Here is a 26,719-nt window from a genome sequence, read left to right as displayed (position 1 = left end):
ATGTGCGTTAAATACTTTTTTCATTGGTGGCTTTGTTTATGATCAGGCTTGGTAAATATTTTTATTTTGTTAGAAGGTTTATTTTTGAAATTAGCTGTATTTTTTACGATGTCATTTCTTTGCTTAGTACGTATAAAAGAAGTAAAGAAAAAAAAATAGCCTCATCTGAGGTTGTTTTTATTTGTTCTCGTGATTTTTTCTTTAATAAAAAATGGCAAGTTGCATCTCAGAAAGATCTTTGGTTTGGATTTGTTAATGAAACTAGTGCTTTGGTTTGTGGTTCTTGCATTTCATATTACTTATTTGGGAAAAGGAAAAAATATGTGGTTAGCCTAGAGCCTAGGTGGAACGCTCCTAAAGTTAGGTTTTCAAAAATACATAGAAGAGTTTTAGTTACAGTAAGTGATTCACACTCAAAAAAATGGCTACCCAAATACTTAGCTAGAAACAATATCACCCACATAGTTACACCATATAAAAAGACACTTTTACAAACAGGTTACCATGGAAAAATACCAGAAGAATGTGTTATTAGTTTTCCTTGGTGTGTTGCTGATGATGTATTGACGCCACCTAACGTTAATGAATTAAAATATGAAGTTTTAGGGTTCGGTAAAACGGAAAAGAATATATACGATCTAAGAATGTGGGCGTTTAATAGTGGTTTGTTAGATTCCTTTGATTATGCTGGTTCTGGAAATAAAAAATTCACGGGTAGTAATTATTTCGAATGGTTAGGAAATTATGATGCTTGTGTAGTAGCGGTATCTTCAAATGAATTATATAATATTACAGTGGCAAAATATTTTGAAATACCATCTCAAGGCTTATTGCTTTTTGCTTTTGAAACAGTTGATTTAGTAAGTTTTGGTTTTAAAGATGGAGTCAATTGTGTTTTTGTCAATAAAGAAAATTTTAATGCCAAGATTTGCGACTATAAAAATAGACCAGAATATTATATTGACATAAGGCGTAATGGTTACAAATTGATTAAAGAAAATCATACAGTATCTAAGCGTATAGCTAGTTTAAAACAACTTGTTTTAGACTGAATTTTTATATCAGTATAATGCATATTGAAAGATAGGTTTGTAGTATGACATATGTGTCATATAGAGTGTGGGTAGATGGAAAAACTAAACTTTCAGTTTATTAAAGCGATATCTTTTCAAGTTGCAAGTGTTGGATTGTCAGTTGTTTCTGGTGTTTTTTTTGCTAAATTATTAGGTGTTCAACAATATGGATTATATGGATATGCACTGTCAATTGTAAGCGTTGCTACTTTACCGGTTGTTGCAGGGCTTCCTACATTATTAGTAAGACAAATTGCCAATTATCAATTTGAAAAAAAATGGGGATTATTAAAGGGGATAATTAATTGGTCGTATGGTTACGTCATATTAGTGTCTAGTATATCCATTACATTTGTTAGTCTTTCTATTTACTTTGATTGGTTTGATGATGATGTAATTCCATTATTAATAATTGGATGCATTATCATTCCTAGTAGGGGTTTTTTAATAATCCAAAGTGGTGGTTTGAATGGTTTTAGGTATCCAATTTTATCTCAAATGCTTGAAAAGGCACTAATACCACTGCTATCAATAGTTTTTTCTGGGATATACTATGTAAGTTATGGGTATTTGTCTGCATATATACTAATTGTGAGTTATTGTGGTTCTGCATTGTTATCCTCAGTTATTGGCTTTTTTCTGTTAAAATTAAAGCATAAAAGGAATTCATCCATTTCCAGTGCTATTTATATGTTTAAGGATTGGAGCATAAATCTCATTCCTTTTGGTATCATGTCCCTTATTGCAAATATAAATATGGAACTAGCCCCTATTCTTCTGGGTGCATTGGATGACTATAGTTCAGTTGCATATTTCAAAGTTGCATTGCAAGCTGTTTCTCTTATTTCTGTAAGTTTATATGCTGTAAATAGTGTAATTATGCCGAATATAGCTAGATCATTTACGGAAGGGAATATAAGTAAAACCCAATTCTATATTACTCAAAGTGTGCGTATTAGTTCTATTGTTTCAGTCCCTGTTCTTATACTACTGATTTTTTTTGGAAATACAATAATTGATATGGTATTCGGAGAGGAATATATCAGAGCGTACCCCCTAATTATAATATTATCTGCAGGGCAAATTGTTAATGTGTTGATGGGTTCTGCTGCAGTGGTTTTGAATATGACAGGCCATGAAAATAGCGCGCTAAGATCTCTAGCTGTATCTCTCGTGGTGAACGTAATAGCTATGTTTTTACTAATACCAAACTATGGAGCAATGGGAGCAGCAATTTCTGTGTCAATTGGTTTGACGGTTTGGAATGTATTAATGGCAATTAGTGTGTATCGATTGACAGGATTGTATTCTTTTATTCGTTAAATGTCTTAGAGGTTAGGTATTAAATGTTTTTCAATTTAAATTTACACTGATGTGTTTGGTGAGGTTTTAATGAGAGCTGTATTGAAATTATTTTATAAAATAAAATTAGTGAGAGTTGTATATTTTTATGTCAAGTTTCTTGCGAAGAATGGCTATATTCCTAACTTCTACAACCCTAATACATATAACGATAAAATAAACTATCGAAAGAGAAAACCTAAGCATGAGTTGTTCTCATTATGCTCAGACAAAATTCTCGTTAAAGATTATGTCTCCAAGGTTGTTGGTAATGAATTCCTAATAGAAAATTATTTTGTAGGTGATTCAATTAGCCCAGAAGAAATAATTGAAATATTAAAAGAAAAGGGGGATTGTGTACTTAAGGCTAACCACAATTCTGGGCCTGTATATATAATCTCGAGAGATTGCTCTGATGAGTATATAGCTAAAGCGTGTGAATCTGTAAACTTACAGCTAAAAGTGGATTTCGGGAAAAAGAACTCTGAACCCTGGTATAGTAAAATTGAGCCCAAGATTTTAATTGAAAGAAAACTAGAGCCTGAAGCTGGAGATGTTGACATTAAAGACTATAAGTTCCACGTTTTTAAACAGGAAAATGGGCTTTACAAAGTAATACTTCACGTTGATTTTGATAGAAGTACTTGCCATCATAGGAGCTTTTATGATGAAGAGCTCAATTACATTCCATTTTCTGTTGAGTACCCAAGTATTTTAACTAAAATCGATAAACCAAAGAACTATGAAACTATGCTAGAAGTTGCAAAATTGTTAGCTGAACCATTTAGTTATGTACGCGTAGATTTATATAATGTTGATGGTGAAATATTTTTTGGGGAACTTACATTTGCACATGGTTCTGGACAAGAGTGCTTTTCTCATTATATGTATGATAAATGGTTAGGTCAGTGTTGGAAGAGCGACCCTAGCTTTTAATAAGAGTTTAAACCTAGATTAAAAAGTTTATAGTGACAAATCAAGCCTTACTTAATATATGATAGTGCTGAAAAATTGAAGATTATGTTAGAAAAAAAGATATTACTATTTACTTATGATCTCAACCCGGGAGGGGCTGAGCATGTGATTGTAACCGTTGCTAACTATTTATGTAAACATGGTTACAATGTAAGTATAGCATTGGTTAAAAATGAAGGTATACTTCTCAAAAGATTAGATAAATGCATTACTGTTATTGGGCTTGGTTCTAGTCATGTATTGTCATCTTTTTTTCCTTTGATTGGTGTAATTAGAGAGATTCGACCAAATCTGGTATTTTCTACTTTGAAAGAATGTAACGCTATTGCTGTGTTAGCTAGTAAACTTTCACTTGTGAATCCAAAAGTAATTATCAGAGAGGCAAATACACTATCTTCTGAATTAGCCAACGCTGGAGTTTTGAATAGTTGGGTCAAGCGAAGTCTTGTAAAATTCACGTACCCTCATGCGGACAAAATAGTAGCCCTGTCCAATCATATGAAGAAAGATATTGTCGAGCTTCTTTGTGTAAAAGAAAATAAAATCTCTGTAATTTACAACCCTGTAGATATTGAAAAACTAAAGTCAATGTATTTTGAGCCAGTGTCTGATTTTATCTTTGATAATAACTTTAAATACTATTGTACAGCCGCTAGGTTAGTCCCTCATAAAAGACACGACACGACGATCAAAGCGATAGCACTTCTAAATCGTCAGTATAAGCTAAAAACTAAATTGATGATTTTTGGTGCAGGACCAGAACTTGATAATCTTATACAGCTAACCAGAGAGCTTAATATATCAGACCATGTTTATTTTATGGGCTTTAAAAATAACCCATTTAGGTACTACAGATACTGCAAAGGCTTTATATTATCTAGTGAGTACGAAGGTATGCCCAACTCATTACTGCAAGCTCTTTCACTCGACCTGAAAGTTTTTGCTAGCAATTCACCCGGAGCTAACTTTGAGATTATCGCATACAACAATTGCGGAATTATTTTTGATGTAGGGGATGAAGAACAACTTGCCTCATTTTTAAGCAAAGATGCTGTATGCAATGCTTTTGATGCTTCTAAGTATCACCTCGATGTTATAATGGGAAAATATAGGCAGTTAATTGATAAACAGTTAGGGTTATAAAGTAAGATAATAGATGAAAAGTATTGGTTTAGTCACATTAAATAAGGCGTATCTACCAGAGTTAAATGCGTATAAAGAATTCTTTGCCAGCAACTATACTTTAAGTATCGTATGTGAGTCTGAGGATTTAAGTCGGTATGATATACTTTGGTACTTTATGGGTACCAGCGGTAAGAGATATCGAGTTGATCAGTTTGTAATTCATGAATATGCATCGCTTAGCACACCACCATTATCAAAGATTAAGAATTTCATTAAAAGAGTATTTATTTGCAAGCCAGACTTAAGGGTTTTCTTGAATGTTAATGTTAAAAATGAAATGGGTTTTTCTGATGAGGTGCCTAGTGTTACGAGAGATATGGGAGTAGGGCGTTCATTTTTTGAGTGTCAAGAACAAACACATGATATTAAATGGGATTTCATCTATGTTGGCTCAATGGAACAAGCTAGACGTATACACTTGGCGATAGATTCGATACTAAAGTTTAGACCTGATGCGAGAGTTGCATTGGTTGGCTTAGCTAGTGACTTTCTAATCAGTAGGTATTCTGGAAATGAAAATATAGAGTTTATTGGCAAAGTTGATTATGAAGAAATTTCTAGCTTAATTAGAAGCTCTCATGTCGGATTAAACTATGTCCCAGATATATATCCATACAACATGCAGACATCTACTAAATTTCTAGAATATTTAGCCTGTGAACGTGTGGTTGTTACAAATAGATATTCTTGGGTTGAAGAATATTGCGAGAAGAATGATGTGGATGTTATATTCTTGGATGAGCTTCATAAGTTGACATCTCTAACTATTAAAGCATCAAAATCAAAAGTATTGTCTTGGGATGAGGTTATTGAAATCTCAAGAATTGAAAGTTATTTGCCATGAGGTTTTGATGAGGATTCTTAACGGTAATTTTGTTGCTTGTATTGTTTTATCGAAAACGATATTTTTTTTGTTCTTTAGTATGTCTGATTATGGTTTTGAATTTTTAGGGAGTGATGCTAATTACTATCATAAATTTGCAGTAAATCTTATTGAAGAAGGTAGTCCAACGAACTGGGGAATATTCCTACACAAGCTAAATGAAATTGGTTTTTATTCTAGATTCAGTATTACGTGGTTATTTGGATTCTTATCTATCGTTGCTATTCCTCTAATTATGTCAATGGTGGTGGTTAAAGATATCAGAGATTCGATATCTAAGAAAATTTTCGCCGCATGCTTTGTTGTTATTAGCCTTTATCCGAGCTTTTTTTTATATTCCACCGACATCTATCGTGAAGCTGCAATGGTTTTTTTGTTTTCATTATGTTTGGTTTTGGTAAAGAAAATTACGGAGAGTAAAGATGGTGTAGTGATTGGTGTTTGCTACTTTATGTGTATTGCTATTTCTGGGGTGTTATATATATTAAGACCATATTTGGGCTTCTCTATGTTTATTGCCTTGTTATTTTTTAATTACTATAGGTTTTCTTGGCGAATTCAAAAGTGGCTACTCGTTGCGTGTTTATTGTGCCTCCAGGTTTTTTATATGCTCGGCTACCTTAATCCCATCCTATCATATAGGGATATTTTCTTCCATGAATTTATTAACGCGGGTACAAATTTAGGTATTACATTTAATTCGTGGTATTATTTTGTTGTTGACTTTGCTAATAGCTTTATTTCTCAGTTGCTTGGTATGCGTTTTTTAAACGCGCTTTCTATAGTGGTCTTTATTTTTGAATCGTTGCCGTTTTTAATTTTTTTGTTATATGTTGTGGTTAATAAACAATACTCTGATAAATTTGTGGACTTCTTGGTGATCTTCTTTTCTTGTTATTCTGCGATTTGGTTGCTGGGTAATGATAATTTAGGTACTGCAATTAGATTAAGGATTTTCAATTATTTATCAGTGTATGTTTGTTTCTTTGTTATATATCAAAATAAGTTGTTGAGAAGGGTTTCTTTTGATGGGGCGTCCAATGAAAGTAGCTTATGTAATTAATTCATCAGATTTTTTTGTTTCTCACTTCTTGGTCTTGGCTGAGAGTGTCATTTTATCCGGTGCGAAGGTATGTGTAATATGTGGTGATGACAACTCTAGAGATAAGATTGAGGCTTGTGGAATTAATTTTATTAAAATAGATCTTTCTCGGAGTGGTGTAAATCCACTCAAGGAAATTGTTTTTATATTTAATCTTTTTAAAGTATTAAGAAGCATTAAGGCGGATTTGGTGCATTCTTTTACAATAAAACCTGTGATTTATGTAGGCTCTCTGATGCGTCTTTTCCCATTTTTGCGTCCTTCAACATTAATCGCATCTATAACGGGTTTAGGATCTGCTTCACTATCTAAATCCATTAAGGGGAATTTGGCTTGGTTCTTTTTAAAGAAAGCATATAGGTTTGCTTTATCTTTGAAATCCTTAAAGGTGGTTTTTGAAAATGATGATGATAGATCGTTATTTTGCTTGCAGAATATCGTAGCGCCAAAATGTAGTTTTCTCGTTAATGGTGCTGGAGTTGATACATCTTTGTTCTCTCCGCTGAATCAAGTTGATAAACCTTCACTAATCGGTGGCCCATTAATCGTCGTTTTAGTCGCGAGATTACTCAGAGATAAAGGGGTTGCAGAGTATATTGAAGCAGGAAAAGCACTAAAAAAAATGGGGAGTAATGTTCGATTGCTGCTTGTAGGGAGTGTTGACTCTAACAATATATCGTCAATGTCCAAAGAGGAGATTGATTATGCTCATCAACAAGGATATGTTAAGTATTTAGGTCACAGCAATAATGTCTCATCAATATACCAGCAAGCACATGTCGCTTGCCTTCCATCTTATCGTGAAGGACTACCAAAATCACTCATAGAGGCTGCATCTTGTGGTTTGGCAATTGTTACGTCTGATGTGCCAGGGTGTCGGCAAATGGTGTTCGATGGAAAAAATGGATTGCTTTTCCCCGCTAGAGATTCCGGATCTATTGTAAGTACACTAGTAAAGTTAGAATCAGATCGTGCTCTCTTGAATCAGATGGGGAAAGCCAGTAGGGAGATTGCTTTAGCTCTATTTAGCCATGAAGTTATAGTGAGAGCGTTTTTTGAACTGTATGGTTTGAATAACAAGGAATCAACATGAAAGCAAGAGTTTTGTTGACTGGGTCTAGTGGTTTTATCGGCAATAGTTTAATTGATCGCTTAGATGAGTACGATCTATCTCTATTAAATAGAACTCTCAAAACTTCAGTTACAGATGAACATAGAGTTTTTCGGAAAGAAATTAATAGTGCAGGAGATTACAGATCAGCGCTTCTCGGTTGTAACTATGTGATTCACTGCGCAGCTCGCGTTCATGTAATGAATGGGCGAGGAGCTGATTCGCTGGAACAATATAGAGATATAAATACACTTGGAACAATCAACTTAGCTCGGCAAGCTTCAGCAAGTGGAGTAAAGCGCTTTATATTTATTAGTTCGGTAAAAGTAAATGGTGAGTCGACTTCTAATCGTAACCCTTTTACAGAAAGTGATATTCGTGCTGCGTCTGACTTTTATGGGCAATCAAAATCTGAAGCGGAAGAACTACTCCTTGAGCTTGCGGAGGAAACTGGTTTAGAGATTGTTATTATTCGACCTACTTTAGTTTATGGTCCCGGCGTCAAGGCTAATTTTTCAGCATTAATGAAAGTTGTATCCAAAGGCTTCCCTCTTCCATTCGGTTGTATAAACACCAACCTGCGTAGCTTGGTTTCAGTCGATAACTTAGTTGATTTGATTATCACTTGTATAAAGCACCCTAAAGCTTCCAATCAGGTTTTTTTGGTCTCCGATGATCATGATGTATCTACATTAGGTATGGTTCAAGAAATGGCAAAAGCGCTTGGCAGGAAAAATTGGCAAATACCAGTACCAATATGGTGTTTTAAGGTACTTGGAAAACTACTGAATAAGGAATCTTCGGTAGATAGATTAGTTGGTTCGCTTCAAGTGGACATCTCCCACACTAAGGAAACACTTAATTGGTATCCACCACAAACACTTTCCGAAGGCTTTGAAAAGACTGCCAATTGGTTTCTAAAATCAAAATTACAGGATACTAAGAAATGATTCGTACACTTGATATTTTAGCTGCTTTCTTTGGCCTGTTATGTCTATGGCCTATATTGGTCATTGTTTCGATTATTGGATTTTTTGATACAGGCTCTCCTATTTTCGTGCAAGAACGAGTAGGGCGAAATAAAAAACCATTCAAGCTCGTTAAGTTTCGTACTATGACGATAGAAACGAAATCGGTAGCTAGCCATTTAGCGAGCACTACGTCCATTACTAAATTTGGTCTTACCTTACGAAAAACTAAAATTGATGAACTTCCGCAATTGATCAATGTGCTGAAAGGTGAAATGAGTTTGGTTGGCCCACGTCCAAATTTATTTAACCAAGAAGAATTAATCTCTGAACGTGATGCCTTAGGAGTCTATGATGTTTTACCTGGTATTACTGGGCTGGCTCAGGTACAAAACATCGATATGTCTACGCCGAGCTTATTAGCTAAAACAGATAAAAAAATGATAGATACGTTAACAGTACAAAGCTATTTTCAGTATATAATCATGACTGTTACGGGGAGTGGAAGCGGAGATGCTGTAAAGTAACCTCAACCCAAAAATTTCATAAACGCCAGTGATATACTGGCGTTTTCGTTTCGAGAGAATGCAATGACAAGACTGAATATCATCTGGAATCTATCACGTTTTAACAAACGTCTAGTAAGTATCGTTATAGATACTATTTTTGTCATTGCTTCTTTTTTTATCGCGTACTGGGCTCGAGTTGGTAATATAGTTCCACTATCAGATCCATTGGTCCGGTATGTGATAGTCGGTACTCTGATTACGACTATTCTTGCATTTGTTCGACTGGGGCTTTACCGGGCAGTTTTACGTTACCTTACGTTTCATGCATTAGCAGTTGTAAGCTTCGGTACGCTGATTTCTGCAATATCAGTAGCTGTTTTAGCCTTCTATTTTGATGCTTATGTCCCCCGCTCTGTCCCAATAATTTATGCTGCTTTCCTTTGTCTATTATGTGGTGGTTCTAGGCTGATTGTGCGTGTTTTGGTTACTCAAGCAAATACAAAGGGTAGCAAACCAGTGCTGATCTATGGTGCAGGTTCTGCAGGTCGTCAACTAGCTATTGCGCTACGAAACTCAAATACTCATAAAGTAGTGGGTTTTATCGATGATGATAAAACATTGAAGAATACTGTGCTGATGGGAATTGCTGTAAGTAACTCTAGCAAGGTTGAGTATTTGGTTCGACGCTATGATGTAGAGCAAATCTTATTAGCTGTCCCAAGTGCCTCCCGCTCTCGTCGCAAGGAAATTTTAAACTCGTTAGTTCATCTCCCAGCAGAAGTATTAACAGTCCCTGACATGAAAGATATTGTTGACGGGAAAGCGAAAATTGATGAGTTAAAAGATGTTGCGATTGAAGATCTATTGGGTCGAGATGCGGTTTCGCCTCAGCAGGTTCTCATGGAAGCAAACATTAAAGAAAAAGTTGTCATGGTTACCGGTGCTGGCGGTTCGATAGGCTCTGAGTTGTGCCGCCAAATTATTCGCAATAAGCCTCGAAAGTTAGTCTTATTTGAACTGTCTGAGTTTGCTCTTTACCAAGTTGATAGGGAGTTGAATGCACTTGTTAATAAGGAAGGATTAACGGTAGAAATTGTTCCTTTACTGGGCTCAGTACAGCGCATTAACCGCTTGGCTACGGTGATGAAAAGCTTCGGTGTCCAAACTGTTTACCATGCAGCAGCATATAAACACGTACCTTTAGTTGAATACAACGTCGTTGAAGGTGTGAGAAACAATGTATTCGGTACATTCTATTCTGCGAAAGCAGCTGTAGAGGCAGGCGTTGAGTCGTTTGTTCTTATTTCTACAGATAAAGCAGTGCGTCCAACGAACGTAATGGGCACTACCAAGCGTATGGCTGAGTTAGGACTGCAAGCCTTAGCGGCGCAAGAAAATGCTAAGTCTGGTGGAACGCGTTTTTGTATGGTGCGTTTTGGCAATGTACTTGGCTCGTCTGGATCGGTAATTCCGGTGTTTAAGAAGCAAATTGCTTTAGGTGGACCGGTTACAGTTACTCACCCGGATATTATTCGTTATTTTATGACCATTCCTGAGGCGGCTCAATTAGTTATCCAAGCTGGCGCAATGGGTAAAGGAGGGGATGTATTTGTGCTTGATATGGGAGAGCCAGTCAAAATTACGGATTTGGCGACTAATTTGATACACCTCTCCGGTTTGGAAGTGAAAAATGACGATAACCCACACGGAGACATCGAAATCAAATTTTCCGGTCTGCGTCCTGGAGAGAAGCTGTTTGAAGAGTTGCTTATTGGAGATAACGTTGAAGCGACCGCGCATGAGCGGATCATGACTGCGAGTGAAAGGTTCCTGCCAATCGATGAATATCTAGCTTTGTTATCAGACCTTGACGAAGCATGTCACAACTTCGAGCATGAAAAGATAAGACAGTTGCTGCTTGATGCACCTACCGATTTCACTCCAACAGATGGAATTGGTGACTTAGTTTGGCGACAAAGCCAAACAGAAGTAGCTTGAAGAAGAAAAGAAAAAAGCGCCTGTTGGCGCTTTTTACTATTGAATTGAATACGTTTAAAGAATCTGCTTCAAAACACGATCCGCTTTAACACGAGTGATCTTGCGCATGAGCTTCTGTACTACCTCTGGGTAGTCTTCTAGTTTTTCTAGCTGTTTATAAGTGCAGATAAGTTGAGTGTGCTGGAGAATGTTCTCCACTTCTTTATCAAATTTCTCAGTCAGATGATTGTAATCATCTTGCACTAAAATCGCATTTTCTAAATCGAGCTTCCATGCGCGTGGATTGAGGTTGTTACCTGTGAGTAGCATGTAGCGCTTATCGACCCATATACCTTTTAGATGGAAGCTGTTGGCATCATGTTTCCAAAGGTGAATGGAAAGTTGACGGCTGGCAATGTGCGCTTCATTGGCTTTCGCAAACTGGCGTAGGTTACGTTCATACAGATACGGTAAGCCACCGATGGTTTTGAATTCTTGCTCTGGTGAGATAAAGAAATCATTCGCGGTTTTGTCGCCCACGACAATCGTTACGCGCACGCCGCGCTTAATCGCACGTTTGATTTGTTTCGCTACACTGCGTGGGAAGTTGAAGTAAGGGGTGCAGATGAAAATTTCATCTTGCGCCAAAGCCAACAAGTTATTGATGCTTTGGTTTAGCTTGTTACGCTTTTTGCCTACGCCAACAATCGGCGTGACCGCAACTTGGTCTTGAGAAATCGCTTGGTTAGCAAACTTATACTCGGCTTTGGCTAGCGAAGCGCGTAATTGACGAATGCTGGCTTTAATCTCTTTGGTCTCAGGTTTGGCTGGGCAAGCTAAGTTGTTCACTGCTGGATGAGCAATCATCTCTTTTTGCACGAACTCAACCATGGAATCTGCCAATGATGGGTTGTGCAGCACATGGTAGCGATCAAAGCGGTATCTATCTTGGTAGTTAAGATAAATATTGTTTAGGCTTGCACCGCTGTAAATCACCGAATCATCAATGATAAAACCTTTGAGGTGCAGTACGCCAAACACTTCTCTACCACGTACAGGTACGCCATAAACCGGCACTTTGTGTTCATATTGGTCTGAGAATGCTTTGTACATGCCGGCATTGGTTTTACTGGCTTCAGCACCAATAAGACCGCGCTGTGCTCGGTGCCAGTCGACACAGACATTGATATCTAAACCAGGGTTTCTTTGTTTGGCTTGATACAGTTCGCTAAGAATCTCACGACCTGCTTCATCATCTTCCAAGTAAAGAGCGACAAGATAGATACGTTTGCTGGCTTGACGTATCGCTTCAATCAAACGAGTACGAAAATCCTTAGCGGCGTATAACACTTCGAAGTGAGCGGGATCTTGAGCAATGGTAGGAAGATGCTTTAAAGAATACCTGTTAGCGATCATATTGAAAGATTAACCTCAAAAATGGCGACACAATCGTCTGCCAAAAAGCAGAAGACGGATAGTAGCAAATCTCACTCCCTGATTACCAGAAATGGCTCATAGTTCATGTTCAATCTACTTGAAAATGCATAGGAATGAGACTTTTCCCACTTCCAGTGTAGCGGGTAAAGAGTTGATTTAAGCTATTTGGCAGGTTATCCGGTGATAGAGTGATGAAGCCGTGCTGCTGATAGAAGCTTTCCAAGTGTGGATAGGCAAAGCAATATGTATCTGTGGTGCATACTTTAGTTTGGCAGTGGTTAAGTAGCTGATGACCGATCCCCAATTGACGCAACTCAGGTATCACTAACATGCCAGTCAGCAGTTGGTATTGCTCGATAGGGCGAAAACGCACTACACACGCCAGTTGATGTTCTAGATAGCCAGCAATGGTGAGTTCGTTGCTTTTGGCTTTACCGGAAGGGTAGTGCGTTTTATACAAACGCGCGACTAACGGCAATTTTATTGGATCTAGCGTTTCTATTCTTAGTTGGCGCATTCTCTATCCAGTCATATCTATGTAGAATGGCGGCAGTGTAAATGACGAAACTTGCCTGATGCAATCAAATCCCATGCAAATACAAACCAATGCCAGCTTACGTAGCTTTCATACCTTCTCTATTGAGCAAACTTGTGACGCACTTGTTGAGGTCGCTTCTGTCGAGGACATTCAGCAGGTCTATCAAGCGCCACAATGGCAAGCTTTGCCTAAGTTGATGCTGGGTAAAGGCAGCAATATGCTGTTCACCGAGCACTTTCAAGGCGTGGTGATGGTTAACAAATTACATGGGATAGAGGTTAGCGAAACTGAGCACGCATGGCATCTGCATGTTGCAGGCGGCGAAGATTGGCCAAATTTGGTGAAATGGTCGGTAGGGCAAGGCTACTTTGGCTTAGAGAACCTAGCTTTAATTCCAGGCTGTGTTGGCTCGGCGCCGATTCAAAATATCGGTGCTTACGGCAAAGAGATCAAAGATGTTTGTGAGTATGTCGATGTAGTCGACTTAGAAACTTTTGCCATTCGTCGCATGCAGGCTGATGAGTGTCAGTTTGGCTATCGAGATTCTATTTTTAAGCACCAGCTGTTTGGCAAAGCGATTATCGTCGCGGTTGGCTTCAAGCTCGCTAAAGCATGGCAGCCTTGTATTGCTTACGGTCCACTGCAGTCTTTTAGTGTTGAAACCGTCACTGCACAACAAATTTTTGAACAAGTTTGCCAAGTTCGTATGGAAAAACTGCCCGATCCACAAGTCACCGGTAATGCAGGGAGCTTCTTTAAAAACCCTGTAATTGAACAAGCGCAGTATCAAGCTCTACTCGCACAATACCCGAACTTGGTTGCTTACCCAGTCGAAGAGGGCGTTAAAGTGGCAGCAGGATGGCTGATTGATCAATGTGGTTTAAAAGGCTTTACGCAAGGCGGGGCGCAAGTGCACCCGAACCAAGCCTTGGTGCTGGTGAATAGTTCAAATGCGACCGCGCAAGATGTAGTGCTACTTGCTGATCACGTGCGTCAAACCGTGTGGCAAAAATATGCGATAGAACTGGAGCATGAAGTGCGTTTTATGGGCGCGCAACATGAAACCAATCTTGTCGAGCTGCGAGGTAAAGTGCAATGAAAGAGCACTCCATTAAACTGTCGATTTTAAGCATGCTCGCCGACGGCAGTTTCCACTCTGGTGAGGGATTAGGAGTGGCGCTTGGCATTTCTCGCGCAGCAGTCAGTAAGCATATTAAAGGCATTCAGGCGTGGGGTGTGGATGTGTTTAGTGTGCAAGGCAAAGGTTATAAACTTGCTCAGTCAATGCAATTGTTGGATCAGCAGCAGCTTGAGGCGAATGTTAATGTGCCGCTTGCCTTGATCCCTGTGATTGACTCGACCAACCAATACCTACTGGATCGCATACATAGTCTCGATTCAGGCTCAGTATGTTTGGCTGAATACCAAAGCCAAGGGCGCGGTCGTCGTGGGCGTGAATGGGTTTCGCCATTTGGCTGCAACCTCTACCTTTCGATGTACTGGCGCTTAGAAGCGGGCATGGCAGGGGCGATGGGGTTAAGTTTAGTAGTTGGCGTTGCAATCGTTGAGGCAATGGAAAAACTAGGCATTTCAGGTATCAAACTCAAATGGCCAAATGATCTCTATTACCAAGATAAAAAGTTAGCCGGCATCTTGGTTGAAATGTCTGGTCAAGCGGGCTCTGCAGCTCACCTGGTGATAGGGATGGGGATGAACCTGCGTATGGCGACAGATGCGCAAGGGATCACTCAGCCGTGGTCTTGTTTAAATGATGTCACCAATCATGAGATAGATCGCAACCAACTTGCTGCCGAGTTGATCAATACGCTTGAAAGTGCATTGAACGATTATGAAATGTCGGGTATGCACGGTTTTGTCGAGCGTTGGAATCGCTTAGATAATTTCTTAGATCGAGATATCACCTTAATTATGGGTAACCGTGAAGTAACCGGAGTCTCGCGCGGCATCAATGAGCAAGGTGCGGTGTTAATTGAAACAGCGCAAGGCTTAGAAACCTACATTGGTGGTGAAATTTCTCTAAGAGGCAGTGCGTCTTAAAAGTAAGACAAGGTTTAAGCAACGATTCCCCTCATATGAACTAGGCTCAATATAAAAGCCAGCTTATGTGAGGGTGCAATGTTACTACCTGACCAAAAATTGCCATCTTTTGATGAGCTCGTAAAACTCGTCCAAGAAGATGAGGCGGCCTTTGAGCAATTAAAGCGTGAAAAGTGCCAAGAGATGATAAACGCAGCATCTCAAGATATGCAGCCAAGGCTGTGGGCGCAGCAAAGCCATATTGATAGGCTTGTCGGTCATTGTAAGAATCCACATCACGTCAATGTTGTTCTCTCAAGGGAGCTGCACAAGCAAGTGCAGAAGTTTCAGCAAACGTTGCAAGGCAGCGACTTACCAAACTGCGAAAACGATGAAAATGTGAACGTCGTTTCGCTCAAACAACGCTTTCCTGATTGGCGTTAAGCGTCAATGATAGTCAAAGGGCTCATTAGAGCCCTTTTTTGTTGTCTTACTCACAAAAATAACCTCTTATCCCCTTGGGTTTGCTGCCTTTGCCCATATATCTTCATCACAAGGCTTTAAAGTTGATTTAAAGCAATTATCAAATCACATGGAAATTTTCAGGAGAGACGACCGATGAACATTCGTCCATTACATGACCGAGTTATCGTAGAGCGCCAAGAAGTTGAATCTAAGTCAGCAGGTGGCATTGTGCTTACTGGTTCTGCTGCGGAAAAATCGACTCGCGGTGTTGTTTTAGCTGTTGGCAAAGGCCGCATCCTAGAAAATGGCACTGTTCTACCTTTGGACGTTAAAGTTGGTGATTCTGTTATTTTCGCAGAAGGCTACGGCACGAAAACTGAGAAAATCGACGGAAAAGAAGTCCTTATCATGTCTGAAAACGACATCATGGCTATTGTCGAGTAATAGCAATCATTGAGTAATTTTTTACTCTGATTCATAACGAACTCAACTTAAAGAATTTAGAAAGGAAATCAAAGATGGCTGCTAAAGACGTTAAATTTGGTAATGACGCACGCGTAAAAATGCTAGAAGGTGTGAACATCCTAGCTGACGCAGTAAAAGTAACACTAGGCCCTAAAGGTCGTAACGTAGTTCTAGATAAATCTTTTGGTTCACCAACTATCACTAAAGATGGTGTATCGGTAGCGCGCGAAATCGAACTTGAAGACAAGTTCCAAAACATGGGCGCGCAAATGGTTAAAGAAGTTGCGTCTCAAGCAAACGACGCAGCGGGTGACGGTACCACAACTGCAACAGTACTTGCGCAAGCTATCGTAAACGAAGGTCTTAAAGCCGTTGCTGCGGGTATGAACCCAATGGATCTTAAGCGCGGTATCGATAAAGCCGTTATCGCAGCAGTAGAAGAGCTAAAAACGCTATCAGTACCATGTGCAGATACTAAAGCTATCGCGCAAGTAGGTACCATTTCTGCAAACTCAGATACAAGCGTAGGTAACATCATTGCTGAAGCAATGGAAAAAGTAGGTCGCGACGGTGTTATCACTGTTGAAGAAGGTCAAGCACTACAAGACGAACTTGATGTTGTAGAAGGCATGCAGTTCGACCGTGGTTACCTATCTCCTTACTTCATCAACAACCAAGAATCAGGCTCTGTTGATCTAGAAAGCCCATTTATCCTGCTTGTAGACAAGAAAGTTTCAAACATACGTGAACTTCTACCAACGCTAGAAGCAGTAGCAAAAGCTTCTCGTCCACTACTGATCATCGCTGAAGATGTAGAAGGCGAAGCACTGGCAACGCTAGTAGTGAACAACATGCGTGGCATTGTGAAAGTGGCTGCGGTTAAAGCACCTGGTTTTGGTGATCGTCGTAAAGCAATGCTGCAAGACATCGCGATCCTAACTGGCGGTACAGTTATCTCTGAAGAAGTAGGTCTAGAGCTTGAAAAAGTCACTCTTGAAGATCTAGGTCAAGCGAAGCGCGTAGCTATCACGAAAGAAAACACCACCATTATCGACGGTGTTGGTGAAGAAGCGATGATCCAAGGTCGCGTAGCGCAAATTCGTCAGCAAATCGAAGATGCAACTTCTGATTACGACAAAGAGAAGCTTCAAGAGCGTGTGGCTAAGCTAGCTGGTGGTGTTGCGGTAATTAAAGTTGGCGCAGCAACTGAAGTTGAAATGAAAGAGAAGAAAGACCGCGTTGAAGATGCTCTACACGCGACTCGCGCTGCTGTTGAAGAAGGCGTAGTAGCTGGTGGTGGTGTAGCACTTATCCGTGCAGCATCTAAGATTGTTGACCTACAAGGCGACAACGAAGAGCAAAACGTTGGTATCCGCGTTGCACTACGTGCAATGGAAGCGCCAATCCGTCAAATCACTCGTAACGCTGGTGATGAAGAGTCAGTGGTTGCGAACAACGTGAAAGCAGGCGAAGGCAGCTACGGCTACAACGCAGCAACGGGTGAATACGGCGACATGCTAGAGATGGGTATCCTAGATCCAACGAAAGTAACGCGTAGTGCACTACAATTTGCAGCCTCTGTTGCGGGTCTAATGATCACGACAGAAGCAATGGTAACTGACCTACCACAAAAAGATTCAGGTATGCCTGATATGGGTGGTATGGGCGGCATGGGTGGCATGGGCGGTATGATGTAATCATCCACTCTCACTCAGTGATGGTCACATTTATAAAATCGTTGAATGGGTTGGTGAGTAAGTATACACTCCGTCATTCGAGTAGATGATGACTCATCCTGTGCAGAACTAAAAAAGCCGAAGCCTATGCTTCGGCTTTTTGGTGCGCCGTAGTTGAGGTTGACCCTCAATAAATTAAGTACTTTATAAACAGTGCGTTATTCAATGTGTCACTGTTAGGTAGCGAATTTGAGCAAGATTAAGTGATTACCGACGATAAAATAGGATACAAAAGACTGTTTGTAGGGATCACAACACTTTTTATTATCATACTGACTTTTTTAGTCCTCGATTCAGCAGAAGAATCGAAGCAGAAGTATGAAAGACAAAAACAGCGAGTAGAAAGACTGCTGGAAGACACGAGCCAAGTGATTAACGCCTTGGACTACAGCATTACGTCGCTCTATCCGCTGCAAAATGATCGCTATGTATTGCCACATACGATCAAGCTCAATGGCGACACCTGTAATTTTGGTGGTAAATCACATACCGGCAAAGAGTACGACTTTATGTTCTCTGGACCCAAAGAGATGTGTAATAACCACTCCCTTTTATTTCAGGAAGCGTATCGACGCCTATTTGTTGCACCATCGATGGCGTACTTTGCGAAAAGTATTAGCCACATATCATCGATCTACTTCATCTCTACCAGCAAGTTCATCATCTCTTCGCCCAAAGCTTTTGCCCAAGCAATCGAAGGCGATGCATTTGATAAAGTGATTTCAACCCGACCGTATTGGGTTAGAACCGTTGCTTGCTCTGAAAACTTCGACAGTGTGATTTATACCGGAGACTATCAAGATTACATGACAGGTAAGCGTGTTGTGACAATTACTCGCGGTATCTATGTTGATGGTCAGTTCAAAGGCGTCCTAGCGATAGACAATGATTTAGACCATTTAATCGAAAACTATATTGGAGCTTATCAACTCACTGAAGAGCAGGGCGCTAATAATAAAGATGTGTTTAGCTTTACCTATTCGCAGCCTGTGCTGGTGGACGGTAAAGAAACGGGGCTATATCTAACTGTTCATGAGCCCAAGCGCATTCACCTATGGCATATCTTTGAAGTGGAACGGCAACGTTTAATTGCGTTGATCTCTTTCTACATTTTGGCTTTGTGTATTATTTGGTTCCGCTATACCCAAGTGACCCACTTACAACTCAAAGAATTGGCCATGCTTGATCCAATGACAAGCTTACTTAATCGTCGTGGCTTCGAAGCTAAGTTAAAAGATCTGCCAGCAAGTCAGTACTTGGCGATCGCGGTGTTTGATATCGATAACTTCAAAACGATTAATGACAGCTGCGGGCATCAAGTGGGTGATGACATCATTTGCCAAGTGGCAAAGCTATTAAGCAATAGCCTGCGTCAAAGCGATCTGATTGCTCGTTTTGGTGGGGAAGAGTTCGTGATTGCGGTAACTTGCGAATCAGCAGAATTAGCTCAGCTAATTCTGGAACGCGTACAAATGGATATTAGCTCTCCAGAAATTCGCCTGTGTGATGAAACCATCCCCGTCACGGCATCTGGTGGCGCGGTTATCTACAAAATGAACAAGCTCAAAAGTGCATCGCAGCTCTGGCAAAGCAGTGGGATTGTCGCGGCTGACAAACTGCTCTACCAAGCGAAAAAAGCCGGGAAAAATCGTATCATTATCGACATAGATAATGGCTAAGCGATTCCTCTATCAAGTTTAACTGTGCTCACTGATTGGTAACGCCAAGCCGTTTGGGAGAGCGACAGAAATAAAAAAGGATGGCATTTAACCATCCTTGTTCAATTTTTTGCGAACGATTACAGAATGATGTCGCGTACTTCTGGGTCTTTGCGCTCCAGGTAGTGAATCGACTTGATGCGACGAATCGTGCGGCAGCGACCACGGATCAGCAGAGTTTCTGTGGTTGCGATATTACCTTGGCGAGTGATGCCTTCTAGCAGATCACCTTTAGTAATACCGGTAGCTGAAAATACCACATTGTCGCTGCGCGCCATGTCTTCCATTTTCAGTACGATACCAGCTTCGACACCCATCTCTTTACAGCGAGCTAATTCAGCCGCGCCGTAAATGCGGTTTTCTTCGGTGTCGCCTTTCACTTCGTGACGAGGCAGCAGACGACCATGCATATCACCATCTAATGCGCGAATCACCGCAGCAGAAACCACACCTTCCGGCGCACCGCCGATGCAGTACATTACATCTACTTCGCTATCTGGCATACAAGTTAGGATAGAAGCGGCTACATCACCATCTGGCACTGCGAATACACGTACACCCATAGCTTGCATCTCAGCAATCACTTGGTCATGGCGAGGTTTTGCTAGTGTGATTACAACCAGTGTATCCAGTGTTTTGTTCAGCGCTGCTGCGATGTTTTCTAGGTTTTCTTTTAGTGGTTTGTGTAGGTCAATGCAGCCTTTGGCGCCAGGACCAACCACCAACTTTTCCATGTACATGTCAGGCGCTTTTAAGAAGCTGCCTTTTTCGCCTGCAGCTAATACCGCCAATGCATTGGATTGACCCATCGCCGTCATGCGAGTTCCTTCAATTGGGTCAACAGCGATATCAACAGCATCGCCACCCGTTCCCACTTGCTCACCGATGTAAAGCATCGGCGCATCATCAATTTCACCTTCGCCGATCACAATCTCCCCACTGATATCAGTTTTGTTGAGCAGGGTGCGCATGACCTCAACCGCAGCACCGTCGGCAGCGTTTTTATCGCCACGACCAAGCCATTTATAACCGGCTAGGGCTGCGCCTTCAGTGACTCGAGAAAATGCCATTGCTAAATCGCGTTTCATGATGACTCCAAATAGGTTTATGCAAGGAACTAAATTTTGGCGCGATTCTATCATATCAGAAAGAAAACGTTTGCCTTTTTGCCGAGCAGAGATTGAATTTGATCAATAAAGCGCTGTAAAGTGAATCGATTCGCCTTGGTTGCGTTTTAGTAAATCGGCTTTTCATCCCAGCTATCATGCGGATCTTGGCTATCGCTGGTGGGTCTTGCCGTAAGAAAGTTAGCTAAATGTCAGCAACTGGTGTTTTTTTGCGCGAATAGCGCACAATATCAAATATAGGGCGTGTGTCTCTCGGCTGTGCTAAGTAGAATGAGGGTAATACGTGAAGCGTTCTTCACTTCAACCGAATAAATCAAAGGTAGGCTAAGATGTCTTTTGAAGTACTAGAAAAACTAGAAGCAAAAATTCAAACTGCAGTAGATACAATCGCACTTCTTCAAATGGAAGTTGAAGAGCTTAAAGAAGAAAAAGAAAAGCTATCTGCTGAAGCAACTGAACTACGCACAAGCCGTGAAGAGCTTGAGCAAAAATCTCAGCAAATGCAACAAGAGCACGCAGCATGGCAAGACCGCATCCGTAACCTTCTAGGTAAAATGGATGAAGTAGAATAAGCTACTGCTGAGAGCTGAGAGCTGAGAGCTGAGAGCTGAGAGCTGAGAGAGGCTGACCGAAAGGTTGGCCTTTTTGTTATCCAGAGACCAGAACCTGAACTTAAAAATGATTGCAAATAGCTTTTGGATCATGGGTGGTCGAAAGCGGATATCGAAAACTGTAACGGTAAACAAATAAGGCCAGCGAGCACTGACCTTAGAAACGTTCAATATTTAAGACTGAATTGTTAGCGTGGGCGAACACCTAGGGTATGACACAACGCATAAGTCATCTCTGCACGGTTCAGTGTATAGAAGTGGAAATCCTTAACACCTTCGCGGCTTAATATACGCACCATATCGATAGCTTGGCTGGCACCAACTAGCTGACGAGTCGTCGGATCTTCATCTAACCCTTCGAATTGTTTCGCCATCCAACCTGGTACTTTGACGTTGTTTTGTGCGGCAAAGCGTGACGCTTGTTTAAAGTTCGAAACAGGCAGAATACCCGGAACGATTTCGACATCAATTCCAGCGGCAACGCAGCGGTCACGAAAACGCAGGTAGCTTTCTACATCAAAGAAGAATTGGGTAATGGCGCGGTTAGCTCCGGCATCGACTTTGCGTTTTAGATTAAGTAAGTCTGCTTGCGCGCTCTTTGCTTCTGGGTGTACTTCAGGGAAAGCCGCGACAGAGATATCAAAGTCATGACGCGCTTTTAGTAGCTCAACCAGATCAGAGGCATACATATCTGGTGCGCCGCCACCAGGTGGAATATCACCACGCAGCGCAACGATGCTTTGAATGCCGTTTGACCAGTAGTCATCGGCAATTTGAATCAGCTCTTCTCGACTGGCATCAATACAGGTTAGGTGCGGGGCAGCAACCAAGCCCGTGGCTGATTTAATATCTTTGATGATCGAGTGAGTACGGTCGCGCTCACCTGAGTTGGCACCATAGGTGACGGAAATGAATTTTGGTTTGAGCGTTTTTAAACGATGGACAGAATTCCACAAAGTCTCTTCCATCTTTTCACTGCTTGGTGGAAAAAACTCAAATGACACATTGATATTGTCCGATAATTCAGCAATATTCTGATTTAAAGCGTCGATATGACTGGCGTGTGTGTATCCCATCTTGCTCTCCCTGTGGCTGCCTCTGCCACTCGCTATTTTAAATTCCCTTTGACGTTTAGACGTCTATATGTCCACAGAATGTCTTGAATAGAGTTTAAAGTCAACAAAGTGATTATGAATTTTATTCAACTAGATAATTAATCTATCTCAAGTTGTGGGTAGTTAAGTGGCTGAGTGATAAATAAACAAAAGGCGTGATAGTTGCCCATCACGCCCAGTTCCTCGGTCAAAGCTGACTAGAAAGCAAGTTTAAGTCAGATTGGATTGCGCCCGCAGTGACCTCTCGCCCCGCGCCTGGTCCGCGTATCACGAGTGGGTTGTCTTTATACCACTTACTCTCAATGGCAAAGATGTTGTCACATGGCAGTAGGTTGGCCAGTGCATGCTCACGGGTAAGCGCTTCAACACCAACGGTCGCTTTGCCATTTTTCTCTAAGCGCGCCACATAGCGCAGCACTTTATCTTCGCGTTGTGCTTTGCTTAAACGCTCCGCCAAAATCTCGCTGAGAATATGCCCATTGTCTAAAAAATCATCCAATGGCAAATCGACTAACTCTTCGGGCACTAAGCTTTCAACTTTTACAGCACCTGGCTCAATCGTCAAACCGGACTCTCGCGCCAAAATCACCAGCTTACGCATTACATCTGAGCCATCCAGATCATTGCGCGGATCAGGCTCCGTCAGACCTTGTTGCCAAGCTAAATCCACCAGATCGGCAAAAGGAACCGATCCATCATATTGTTGAAATAGCCAAGATAAGGTGCCAGAGAAAATTCCCGATAGGGCGACAATCTCATCACCACTTTCACGCAGATCTCTGACGGTGTGATTGATTGGTAAACCCGCCCCCACGGTGGCGTTATATAGCCAGTGGCGATTAATTTTGGCAAATGCATCTTGCACTTGATAGTAGTACTCACTGGATGCCGAACCTGCTACTTTGTTGGCTGAGATCAGGTGCATCCCTTGTTCGGCAATTTCGACGTAACGCTCGGCCAGTTCATGGCTGGCAGTGACATCTAATACCACCGCATCATCATAGCCTTGAATCGCGCCTAAACGTCTGATCCACTCACCAGGTTGGTATTCAACCGCTTCGGCATCAAAACGCTGATTGGCTTGTGATGCACCGATTCCATCGGCGTCAAACCAATAGGTTTGGCTATCAATGATCGCCACCAACTCAAAGTTCATCCCGCGACGCTTTTCTAGCTCTAGCTTTTGCTCTGCAAATAGGTTGAGCCAACTGCTGCCGATGTTGCCTTTACCACATAGGGCAATCGCGACGCGCTTTTGTGCTTGAAACAGTTGGTTATGCACCCCTTGCACCAGCGTATCGGTCTCGGTTTTACGCAGGACAGCAACCAAACTTAACCCAGAGGCGGATTCGCAAATAAACTCGACCGGGGCGCTTTTCAGCTGTTGGTAGAAGCCATAACAGTGGTTCGGGTTTTTGGTTACCCCTGCGCCAACCGCTGCCACCATCGAATAGCCCTCTTTGAGCTTAATCTCGGCTTCGATGGCACGATCTTGCAGATGACTCAGTGCGCCACCGGCAATTTCTGCGGTATAGGTGAGACGCAGGCAATGCTGATCATCTTGCGCTTCATACGCCAAAGGTTCGAGCTGCGCACGGGTTAAGCCAGCTAACGTCTCTTGAGAAAGACGTAAAAAGTCGTGCCCTGATGAGAAGTGCAGTTCAATCATTAACACTTCGTCAAGTGAAGAAATGATTTTCGCACCGCGACCAGAAGCCAACACACGTTCAATGCGCGTCGAGCCGGATTCAGGCTCGTAGCTGCAACGTAAATGACAATCCATGGTGCTTTGCGCAACAGGCTGCAAGGTGCGGCTATGCAATACAGGCGCAGCAAGACGAGCAAGTTCACTGGCTTCATCAAGGCGAAGCAGTGGTAGTAAGCAAGCATCAGCGACCAGACGTGGGTCTGCGCTGTAAACCCCTGCCACATCACTCCAAATGGTCACGCGAGAGACTTGAGCGAGTGCGCCAATCACGGTTGCTGAGTAGTCAGAACCATTACGACCCAGCAGCACAGTTTTGCCTTGTTTGTCTTGCGCCATAAAGCCGGTGATCACCACGCGGTGATGAGCATGTTGCGCGAGAACTTCTTTGAGTAGTGGGTAAGAAGCGCCGCGGTCAACTTCAGGTTGTGTGCCTGCTTCAGCACGCAGAAATACGCGCGAGTCTTGGGCGCGAGAAGGCAGCTTATTTTGGTTAAGTAGGGCAGCAAGCAGGCGTGAAGACCAGCTTTCGCCATGACCTAATACACACGCTTGCTCGGTTTCACTCAGTGGCGCAGTCAGCTCACCAAGTAATTTAAATTCATCATTCAGTTGAGCAAGTAACGGCTCTTTGCTCTCATCATCAAGCAGTTGCTCGATTAAATCCGTCTGGAACTTTTTTAATTCCTGTAGCGCTTCATGGGCAAGGCGACCATCTTTGTGTAAGCCATCGATAAACTCGATCAGCTTGTTGGTGGTTTTGCCGGCTGCGGAGACCACAATCAAATCGTCTTGCTGCGAGTATTCTTTAAGAATATTGACCACGCGGCGGTAGCATTCTGGATTTGCTAAACTGCTGCCACCAAACTTATGCAGCTGTCTTTCCACGCTCATTTAGTTGTCCTCCGCTGCCACATTAAAGGCTTGCTCTAAATCGCTAATTAAATCTTGTACATCTTCCAGCCCAACTGAAAGGCGCAGCAGCTGTTGAGATACGCCAGCTTCGGCTAAAGCGGCTTCACCCATCGCTCGGTGCGTCATTGATGCTGGGTGGCAAATTAAACTTTCCACACCGCCAAGGGATTCAGCCAAAGAGAATAGCTTAAGCGCGCTAACAAAAGTTTTAAGCTGCTCAAAACTGCCAGCGAATTCGAAACTGAGCATCGAGCCAAAGCCAGATTGCTGTTTTAGCGCAACCTCATGCCCAGGATGCTCCGGCAGACTAGGGTGGTAAATTGTGCCAACACCTTGGTGATTTTGCAGATAGCTAAGGATCTCACGAGAGCTTTCTTCATGCACGCGCATACGTGCGCCCAAGGTGCGTAGACCACGCAATGTCATATAGCTATCAAATGGGGTGCCCGTCGCGCCAATGCAGTTGCCCCACCAAGCGAGCTCTTCTGCGTGTTGCTCAGTTTTGGTGATGATTACGCCGCCGATTACATCAGAGTGACCGTTGATGTATTTGGTGGTGGAATGAATAACAAAGTCAGCACCAAGTTCTAGTGGCTTTTGGAACACGGGTGTCAAAAAGGTATTGTCGACAGCTACTAAGGCATCAACCGCATGGGCTTGTTCACATAAAGCCGCAATATCGACCACGCGCACTAGCGGGTTAGAAGGGGTTTCAACCAGCACCAGTTTTGGTTTTTGCGCTAACGCTTCAGCGAGCGCAGCGGGATCGGATTGGTCAACAAATAAAACTTTGAAGTCGCCCTTTTGCGCGCGGGTATTAAACAATCGATAGCTGCCGCCGTAGCAATCATGCGGCGCAACAATCAAATCATCTGGTCCGAGAAAGGTAGTTGCCCACAAGTTTAATGCGGAAGTACCACAGTTAGTGATCACCGCACCTTTACCAGATTCTAGTTCAAATAAGGTTTGCTCTAACAAGCCGCGATTTGGGTTACCTGATCGGGTATAATCATACTTGGGTACATCGCCAAACGCTGGAAAACCATAGTTAGTAGAAAGATAAATCGGTGGAACCACGGCATGGTGTTGAGTATCAGACTCGATGCCAGTGCGAACTGCAATCGTAGCAGGCTTGTGGGTGCTCATAAGTGTATCCTTCCAGAACAATAGTGACTTGTCAGTTTGAATGCGATATATCTACTCCATCAGTCTTGATACATCACTTTCACAATCCATTCACGCTACTTTACTTTTGTTATTGTGAGACGTCAACACATCTAGACGTCTATATGTCTTTGCTTGTAGCCTTAAAAGCCGCTAAAATTACACTCTGTAAAAACTACTGACTAACAATAACGAAGGTGCGCAATGGCAGACTGGAATGGCGAATACATTAGCCCATACGCTGAGCATGGAAAGAAAAGCGAACAAGTAAAAAAGATTACTGTTTCAATTCCATTGAAAGTATTAAAGGTATTAACCGATGAGCGTACACGCCGTCAGATTAATAACCTACGCCATGCAACGAACAGTGAACTGCTATGCGAAGCATTTTTGCATGCTTACACAGGTCAACCGTTGCCAACAGACGAAGACTTACGTAAAGATCGTCCAGATGATATTCCTACAGAAGCTAAGCAGCTGATGACGGAAATGGGCATCGAATTTGAAGCATTCGATGAATAATTGTTAGCGTATTCTCCTTGCATCTGAATTAAAGCACCAG

24 protein-coding genes are annotated in these 26,719 nt (G+C 41.8%); 18 read left to right on the top strand and 6 right to left on the bottom strand.

The window, feature by feature from the left end:
* Nucleotides 1-38 precede the first annotated feature (38 nt).
* The 10 genes from DPF93_RS09720 to DPF93_RS09675 all read left to right on the top strand — a co-directional run bounded on the left by DPF93_RS09720 (nucleotide 39) and on the right by DPF93_RS09675 (nucleotide 11,145).
* Nucleotides 39-1,052 carry a glycosyltransferase gene (locus DPF93_RS09720; protein WP_114765996.1) on the top strand — a complete coding sequence of 338 codons (1,014 nt, stop codon included), beginning with the start codon at nucleotides 39-41 and terminating at the stop codon, nucleotides 1,050-1,052.
* A gap of 75 nt (nucleotides 1,053-1,127) precedes the next feature.
* Nucleotides 1,128-2,396: an oligosaccharide flippase family protein gene (locus tag DPF93_RS09715; RefSeq protein WP_114765995.1), complete on the top strand. Its 1,269-nt coding sequence runs from the start codon at nucleotides 1,128-1,130 to the stop codon at nucleotides 2,394-2,396.
* A 69-nt stretch (nucleotides 2,397-2,465) separates the two neighbouring features.
* Complete coding sequence (locus tag DPF93_RS09710) at nucleotides 2,466-3,350, top strand: ATP-grasp fold amidoligase family protein (protein ID WP_114765994.1); 885 nt, start codon at nucleotides 2,466-2,468, stop codon at nucleotides 3,348-3,350.
* A gap of 84 nt (nucleotides 3,351-3,434) precedes the next feature.
* Nucleotides 3,435-4,532 (top strand): glycosyltransferase, encoded by a 1,098-nt coding sequence (locus tag DPF93_RS09705; RefSeq protein ID WP_114765993.1) that lies wholly within the window; start codon nucleotides 3,435-3,437, stop codon nucleotides 4,530-4,532.
* Between the two features lie 13 nt (nucleotides 4,533-4,545).
* The gene (locus DPF93_RS09700) at nucleotides 4,546-5,418 is read left to right on the top strand and encodes a glycosyltransferase family protein (RefSeq protein WP_114765992.1); all 873 of its coding nucleotides are present in this window, start codon (nucleotides 4,546-4,548) and stop codon (nucleotides 5,416-5,418) included.
* Nucleotides 5,384-6,520, top strand: coding sequence for a hypothetical protein (locus tag DPF93_RS09695; protein WP_123777532.1), 1,137 nt, complete (start codon nucleotides 5,384-5,386; stop codon nucleotides 6,518-6,520). The genes DPF93_RS09700 and DPF93_RS09695 overlap by 35 nt, the downstream gene beginning before the upstream one ends.
* A complete protein-coding gene (locus DPF93_RS09690; protein WP_164675346.1) occupies nucleotides 6,498-7,652 on the top strand; it encodes a glycosyltransferase family 4 protein in 1,155 nt (384 codons plus the stop codon). Before DPF93_RS09695 ends, DPF93_RS09690 begins: the two co-directional genes overlap by 23 nt.
* The gene (locus tag DPF93_RS09685; protein ID WP_114765989.1) at nucleotides 7,649-8,620 is read left to right on the top strand and encodes a UDP-glucose 4-epimerase family protein; all 972 of its coding nucleotides are present in this window, start codon (nucleotides 7,649-7,651) and stop codon (nucleotides 8,618-8,620) included. Before DPF93_RS09690 ends, DPF93_RS09685 begins: the two co-directional genes overlap by 4 nt.
* Complete coding sequence (locus DPF93_RS09680) at nucleotides 8,617-9,165, top strand: sugar transferase (RefSeq protein WP_114765988.1); 549 nt, start codon at nucleotides 8,617-8,619, stop codon at nucleotides 9,163-9,165. The genes DPF93_RS09685 and DPF93_RS09680 overlap by 4 nt, the downstream gene beginning before the upstream one ends.
* Before the next feature lie 63 nt (nucleotides 9,166-9,228).
* Nucleotides 9,229-11,145 (top strand): polysaccharide biosynthesis protein, encoded by a 1,917-nt coding sequence (locus DPF93_RS09675; RefSeq protein ID WP_114765987.1) that lies wholly within the window; start codon nucleotides 9,229-9,231, stop codon nucleotides 11,143-11,145.
* Between the two features lie 54 nt (nucleotides 11,146-11,199).
* Here the strand turns inward: DPF93_RS09675 and pssA are convergent, their stop codons facing one another.
* Nucleotides 11,200-12,540 carry a CDP-diacylglycerol--serine O-phosphatidyltransferase gene (gene pssA / locus DPF93_RS09670; protein WP_114765986.1) on the bottom strand — a complete coding sequence of 447 codons (1,341 nt, stop codon included), beginning with the start codon at nucleotides 12,538-12,540 and terminating at the stop codon, nucleotides 11,200-11,202.
* Between the two features lie 109 nt (nucleotides 12,541-12,649).
* Nucleotides 12,650-13,078 (bottom strand): GNAT family N-acetyltransferase, encoded by a 429-nt coding sequence (locus DPF93_RS09665; protein WP_114765985.1) that lies wholly within the window; start codon nucleotides 13,076-13,078, stop codon nucleotides 12,650-12,652.
* Between the two features lie 73 nt (nucleotides 13,079-13,151).
* On the opposite strand from DPF93_RS09665, the gene murB reads away from it, so the two are divergent.
* From murB to DPF93_RS09635, 6 genes are all read left to right on the top strand, one after another.
* Complete coding sequence (gene murB / locus DPF93_RS09660) at nucleotides 13,152-14,198, top strand: UDP-N-acetylmuramate dehydrogenase (RefSeq protein WP_114766082.1); 1,047 nt, start codon at nucleotides 13,152-13,154, stop codon at nucleotides 14,196-14,198.
* Nucleotides 14,195-15,157, top strand: a complete 963-nt coding sequence (gene birA / locus DPF93_RS09655; RefSeq protein ID WP_114765984.1) for a bifunctional biotin--[acetyl-CoA-carboxylase] ligase/biotin operon repressor BirA — start codon at nucleotides 14,195-14,197, stop codon at nucleotides 15,155-15,157. The genes murB and birA overlap by 4 nt, the downstream gene beginning before the upstream one ends.
* A 78-nt stretch (nucleotides 15,158-15,235) precedes the next feature.
* Complete coding sequence (locus tag DPF93_RS09650; protein WP_114765983.1) at nucleotides 15,236-15,580, top strand: DUF3135 domain-containing protein; 345 nt, start codon at nucleotides 15,236-15,238, stop codon at nucleotides 15,578-15,580.
* A gap of 174 nt (nucleotides 15,581-15,754) precedes the next feature.
* Nucleotides 15,755-16,045 (top strand): co-chaperone GroES, encoded by a 291-nt coding sequence (locus DPF93_RS09645; RefSeq protein ID WP_075650048.1) that lies wholly within the window; start codon nucleotides 15,755-15,757, stop codon nucleotides 16,043-16,045.
* Nucleotides 16,046-16,119: 74 nt separating this feature from the next.
* Complete coding sequence (gene groL / locus DPF93_RS09640) at nucleotides 16,120-17,763, top strand: chaperonin GroEL (RefSeq protein ID WP_114765982.1); 1,644 nt, start codon at nucleotides 16,120-16,122, stop codon at nucleotides 17,761-17,763.
* A gap of 242 nt (nucleotides 17,764-18,005) precedes the next feature.
* Nucleotides 18,006-19,481, top strand: coding sequence for a sensor domain-containing diguanylate cyclase (locus DPF93_RS09635; protein ID WP_244204705.1), 1,476 nt, complete (start codon nucleotides 18,006-18,008; stop codon nucleotides 19,479-19,481).
* A gap of 119 nt (nucleotides 19,482-19,600) precedes the next feature.
* Here the strand turns inward: DPF93_RS09635 and glpX are convergent, their stop codons facing one another.
* Nucleotides 19,601-20,608, bottom strand: a complete 1,008-nt coding sequence (glpX, locus tag DPF93_RS09630) for a class II fructose-bisphosphatase (RefSeq protein ID WP_114765981.1) — start codon at nucleotides 20,606-20,608, stop codon at nucleotides 19,601-19,603.
* 368 nt (nucleotides 20,609-20,976) lie between these two features.
* Here glpX and zapB point away from each other — a divergent pair, with 368 nt between their 5' ends.
* Nucleotides 20,977-21,219: a cell division protein ZapB gene (zapB, locus tag DPF93_RS09625; protein ID WP_114765980.1), complete on the top strand. Its 243-nt coding sequence runs from the start codon at nucleotides 20,977-20,979 to the stop codon at nucleotides 21,217-21,219.
* Nucleotides 21,220-21,446: 227 nt separating this feature from the next.
* Here zapB and metF read toward each other — a convergent pair whose 3' ends face one another.
* From metF to DPF93_RS09610, 3 genes are all read right to left on the bottom strand, one after another.
* Nucleotides 21,447-22,334 carry a methylenetetrahydrofolate reductase gene (gene metF / locus DPF93_RS09620; RefSeq protein ID WP_114765979.1) on the bottom strand — a complete coding sequence of 296 codons (888 nt, stop codon included), beginning with the start codon at nucleotides 22,332-22,334 and terminating at the stop codon, nucleotides 21,447-21,449.
* A gap of 226 nt (nucleotides 22,335-22,560) precedes the next feature.
* Nucleotides 22,561-24,972: a bifunctional aspartate kinase/homoserine dehydrogenase II gene (locus DPF93_RS09615; RefSeq protein WP_114765978.1), complete on the bottom strand. Its 2,412-nt coding sequence runs from the start codon at nucleotides 24,970-24,972 to the stop codon at nucleotides 22,561-22,563.
* Nucleotides 24,973-26,139, bottom strand: a complete 1,167-nt coding sequence (locus tag DPF93_RS09610) for an O-succinylhomoserine (thiol)-lyase (protein ID WP_114765977.1) — start codon at nucleotides 26,137-26,139, stop codon at nucleotides 24,973-24,975.
* Nucleotides 26,140-26,361: 222 nt separating this feature from the next.
* Here DPF93_RS09610 and metJ point away from each other — a divergent pair, with 222 nt between their 5' ends.
* Entirely contained in the window at nucleotides 26,362-26,679 is a 318-nt protein-coding gene (gene metJ, locus DPF93_RS09605) for a met regulon transcriptional regulator MetJ (RefSeq protein ID WP_075711165.1), read from the top strand.
* Nucleotides 26,680-26,719: the final 40 nt, after the last annotated feature.

The sequence above is a fragment of the Vibrio rhodolitus genome (assembly GCF_003350325.1).
GTDB classification, from domain to species: domain Bacteria; phylum Pseudomonadota; class Gammaproteobacteria; order Enterobacterales; family Vibrionaceae; genus Vibrio; species Vibrio rhodolitus.
The sequence above is the reverse complement of the archived record's forward strand: the minus strand, read 5'-3'. Positions and strand labels throughout refer to the sequence as shown.

Coding starts and splice junctions, on each gene's coding strand:
- DPF93_RS09720 (WP_114765996.1), top strand. CDS start 39: ATGATCAGGCTTGGTAAATATTTTTATTTTGTTAGAAGGTTTATTTTT.
- DPF93_RS09715 (WP_114765995.1), top strand. CDS start 1,128: ATGGAAAAACTAAACTTTCAGTTTATTAAAGCGATATCTTTTCAAGTT.
- DPF93_RS09710 (WP_114765994.1), top strand. CDS start 2,466: ATGAGAGCTGTATTGAAATTATTTTATAAAATAAAATTAGTGAGAGTT.
- DPF93_RS09705 (WP_114765993.1), top strand. CDS start 3,435: ATGTTAGAAAAAAAGATATTACTATTTACTTATGATCTCAACCCGGGA.
- DPF93_RS09700 (WP_114765992.1), top strand. CDS start 4,546: ATGAAAAGTATTGGTTTAGTCACATTAAATAAGGCGTATCTACCAGAG.
- DPF93_RS09690 (WP_164675346.1), top strand. CDS start 6,498: ATGAAAGTAGCTTATGTAATTAATTCATCAGATTTTTTTGTTTCTCAC.
- DPF93_RS09685 (WP_114765989.1), top strand. CDS start 7,649: ATGAAAGCAAGAGTTTTGTTGACTGGGTCTAGTGGTTTTATCGGCAAT.
- DPF93_RS09680 (WP_114765988.1), top strand. CDS start 8,617: ATGATTCGTACACTTGATATTTTAGCTGCTTTCTTTGGCCTGTTATGT.
- DPF93_RS09675 (WP_114765987.1), top strand. CDS start 9,229: ATGACAAGACTGAATATCATCTGGAATCTATCACGTTTTAACAAACGT.
- pssA (WP_114765986.1), bottom strand. CDS start 12,540: ATGATCGCTAACAGGTATTCTTTAAAGCATCTTCCTACCATTGCTCAA.
- DPF93_RS09665 (WP_114765985.1), bottom strand. CDS start 13,078: ATGCGCCAACTAAGAATAGAAACGCTAGATCCAATAAAATTGCCGTTA.
- murB (WP_114766082.1), top strand. CDS start 13,152: ATGCAAATACAAACCAATGCCAGCTTACGTAGCTTTCATACCTTCTCT.
- birA (WP_114765984.1), top strand. CDS start 14,195: ATGAAAGAGCACTCCATTAAACTGTCGATTTTAAGCATGCTCGCCGAC.
- DPF93_RS09650 (WP_114765983.1), top strand. CDS start 15,236: ATGTTACTACCTGACCAAAAATTGCCATCTTTTGATGAGCTCGTAAAA.
- DPF93_RS09645 (WP_075650048.1), top strand. CDS start 15,755: ATGAACATTCGTCCATTACATGACCGAGTTATCGTAGAGCGCCAAGAA.
- groL (WP_114765982.1), top strand. CDS start 16,120: ATGGCTGCTAAAGACGTTAAATTTGGTAATGACGCACGCGTAAAAATG.
- glpX (WP_114765981.1), bottom strand. CDS start 20,608: ATGAAACGCGATTTAGCAATGGCATTTTCTCGAGTCACTGAAGGCGCA.
- zapB (WP_114765980.1), top strand. CDS start 20,977: ATGTCTTTTGAAGTACTAGAAAAACTAGAAGCAAAAATTCAAACTGCA.
- metF (WP_114765979.1), bottom strand. CDS start 22,334: ATGGGATACACACACGCCAGTCATATCGACGCTTTAAATCAGAATATT.
- DPF93_RS09615 (WP_114765978.1), bottom strand. CDS start 24,972: ATGAGCGTGGAAAGACAGCTGCATAAGTTTGGTGGCAGCAGTTTAGCA.
- DPF93_RS09610 (WP_114765977.1), bottom strand. CDS start 26,139: ATGAGCACCCACAAGCCTGCTACGATTGCAGTTCGCACTGGCATCGAG.
- metJ (WP_075711165.1), top strand. CDS start 26,362: ATGGCAGACTGGAATGGCGAATACATTAGCCCATACGCTGAGCATGGA.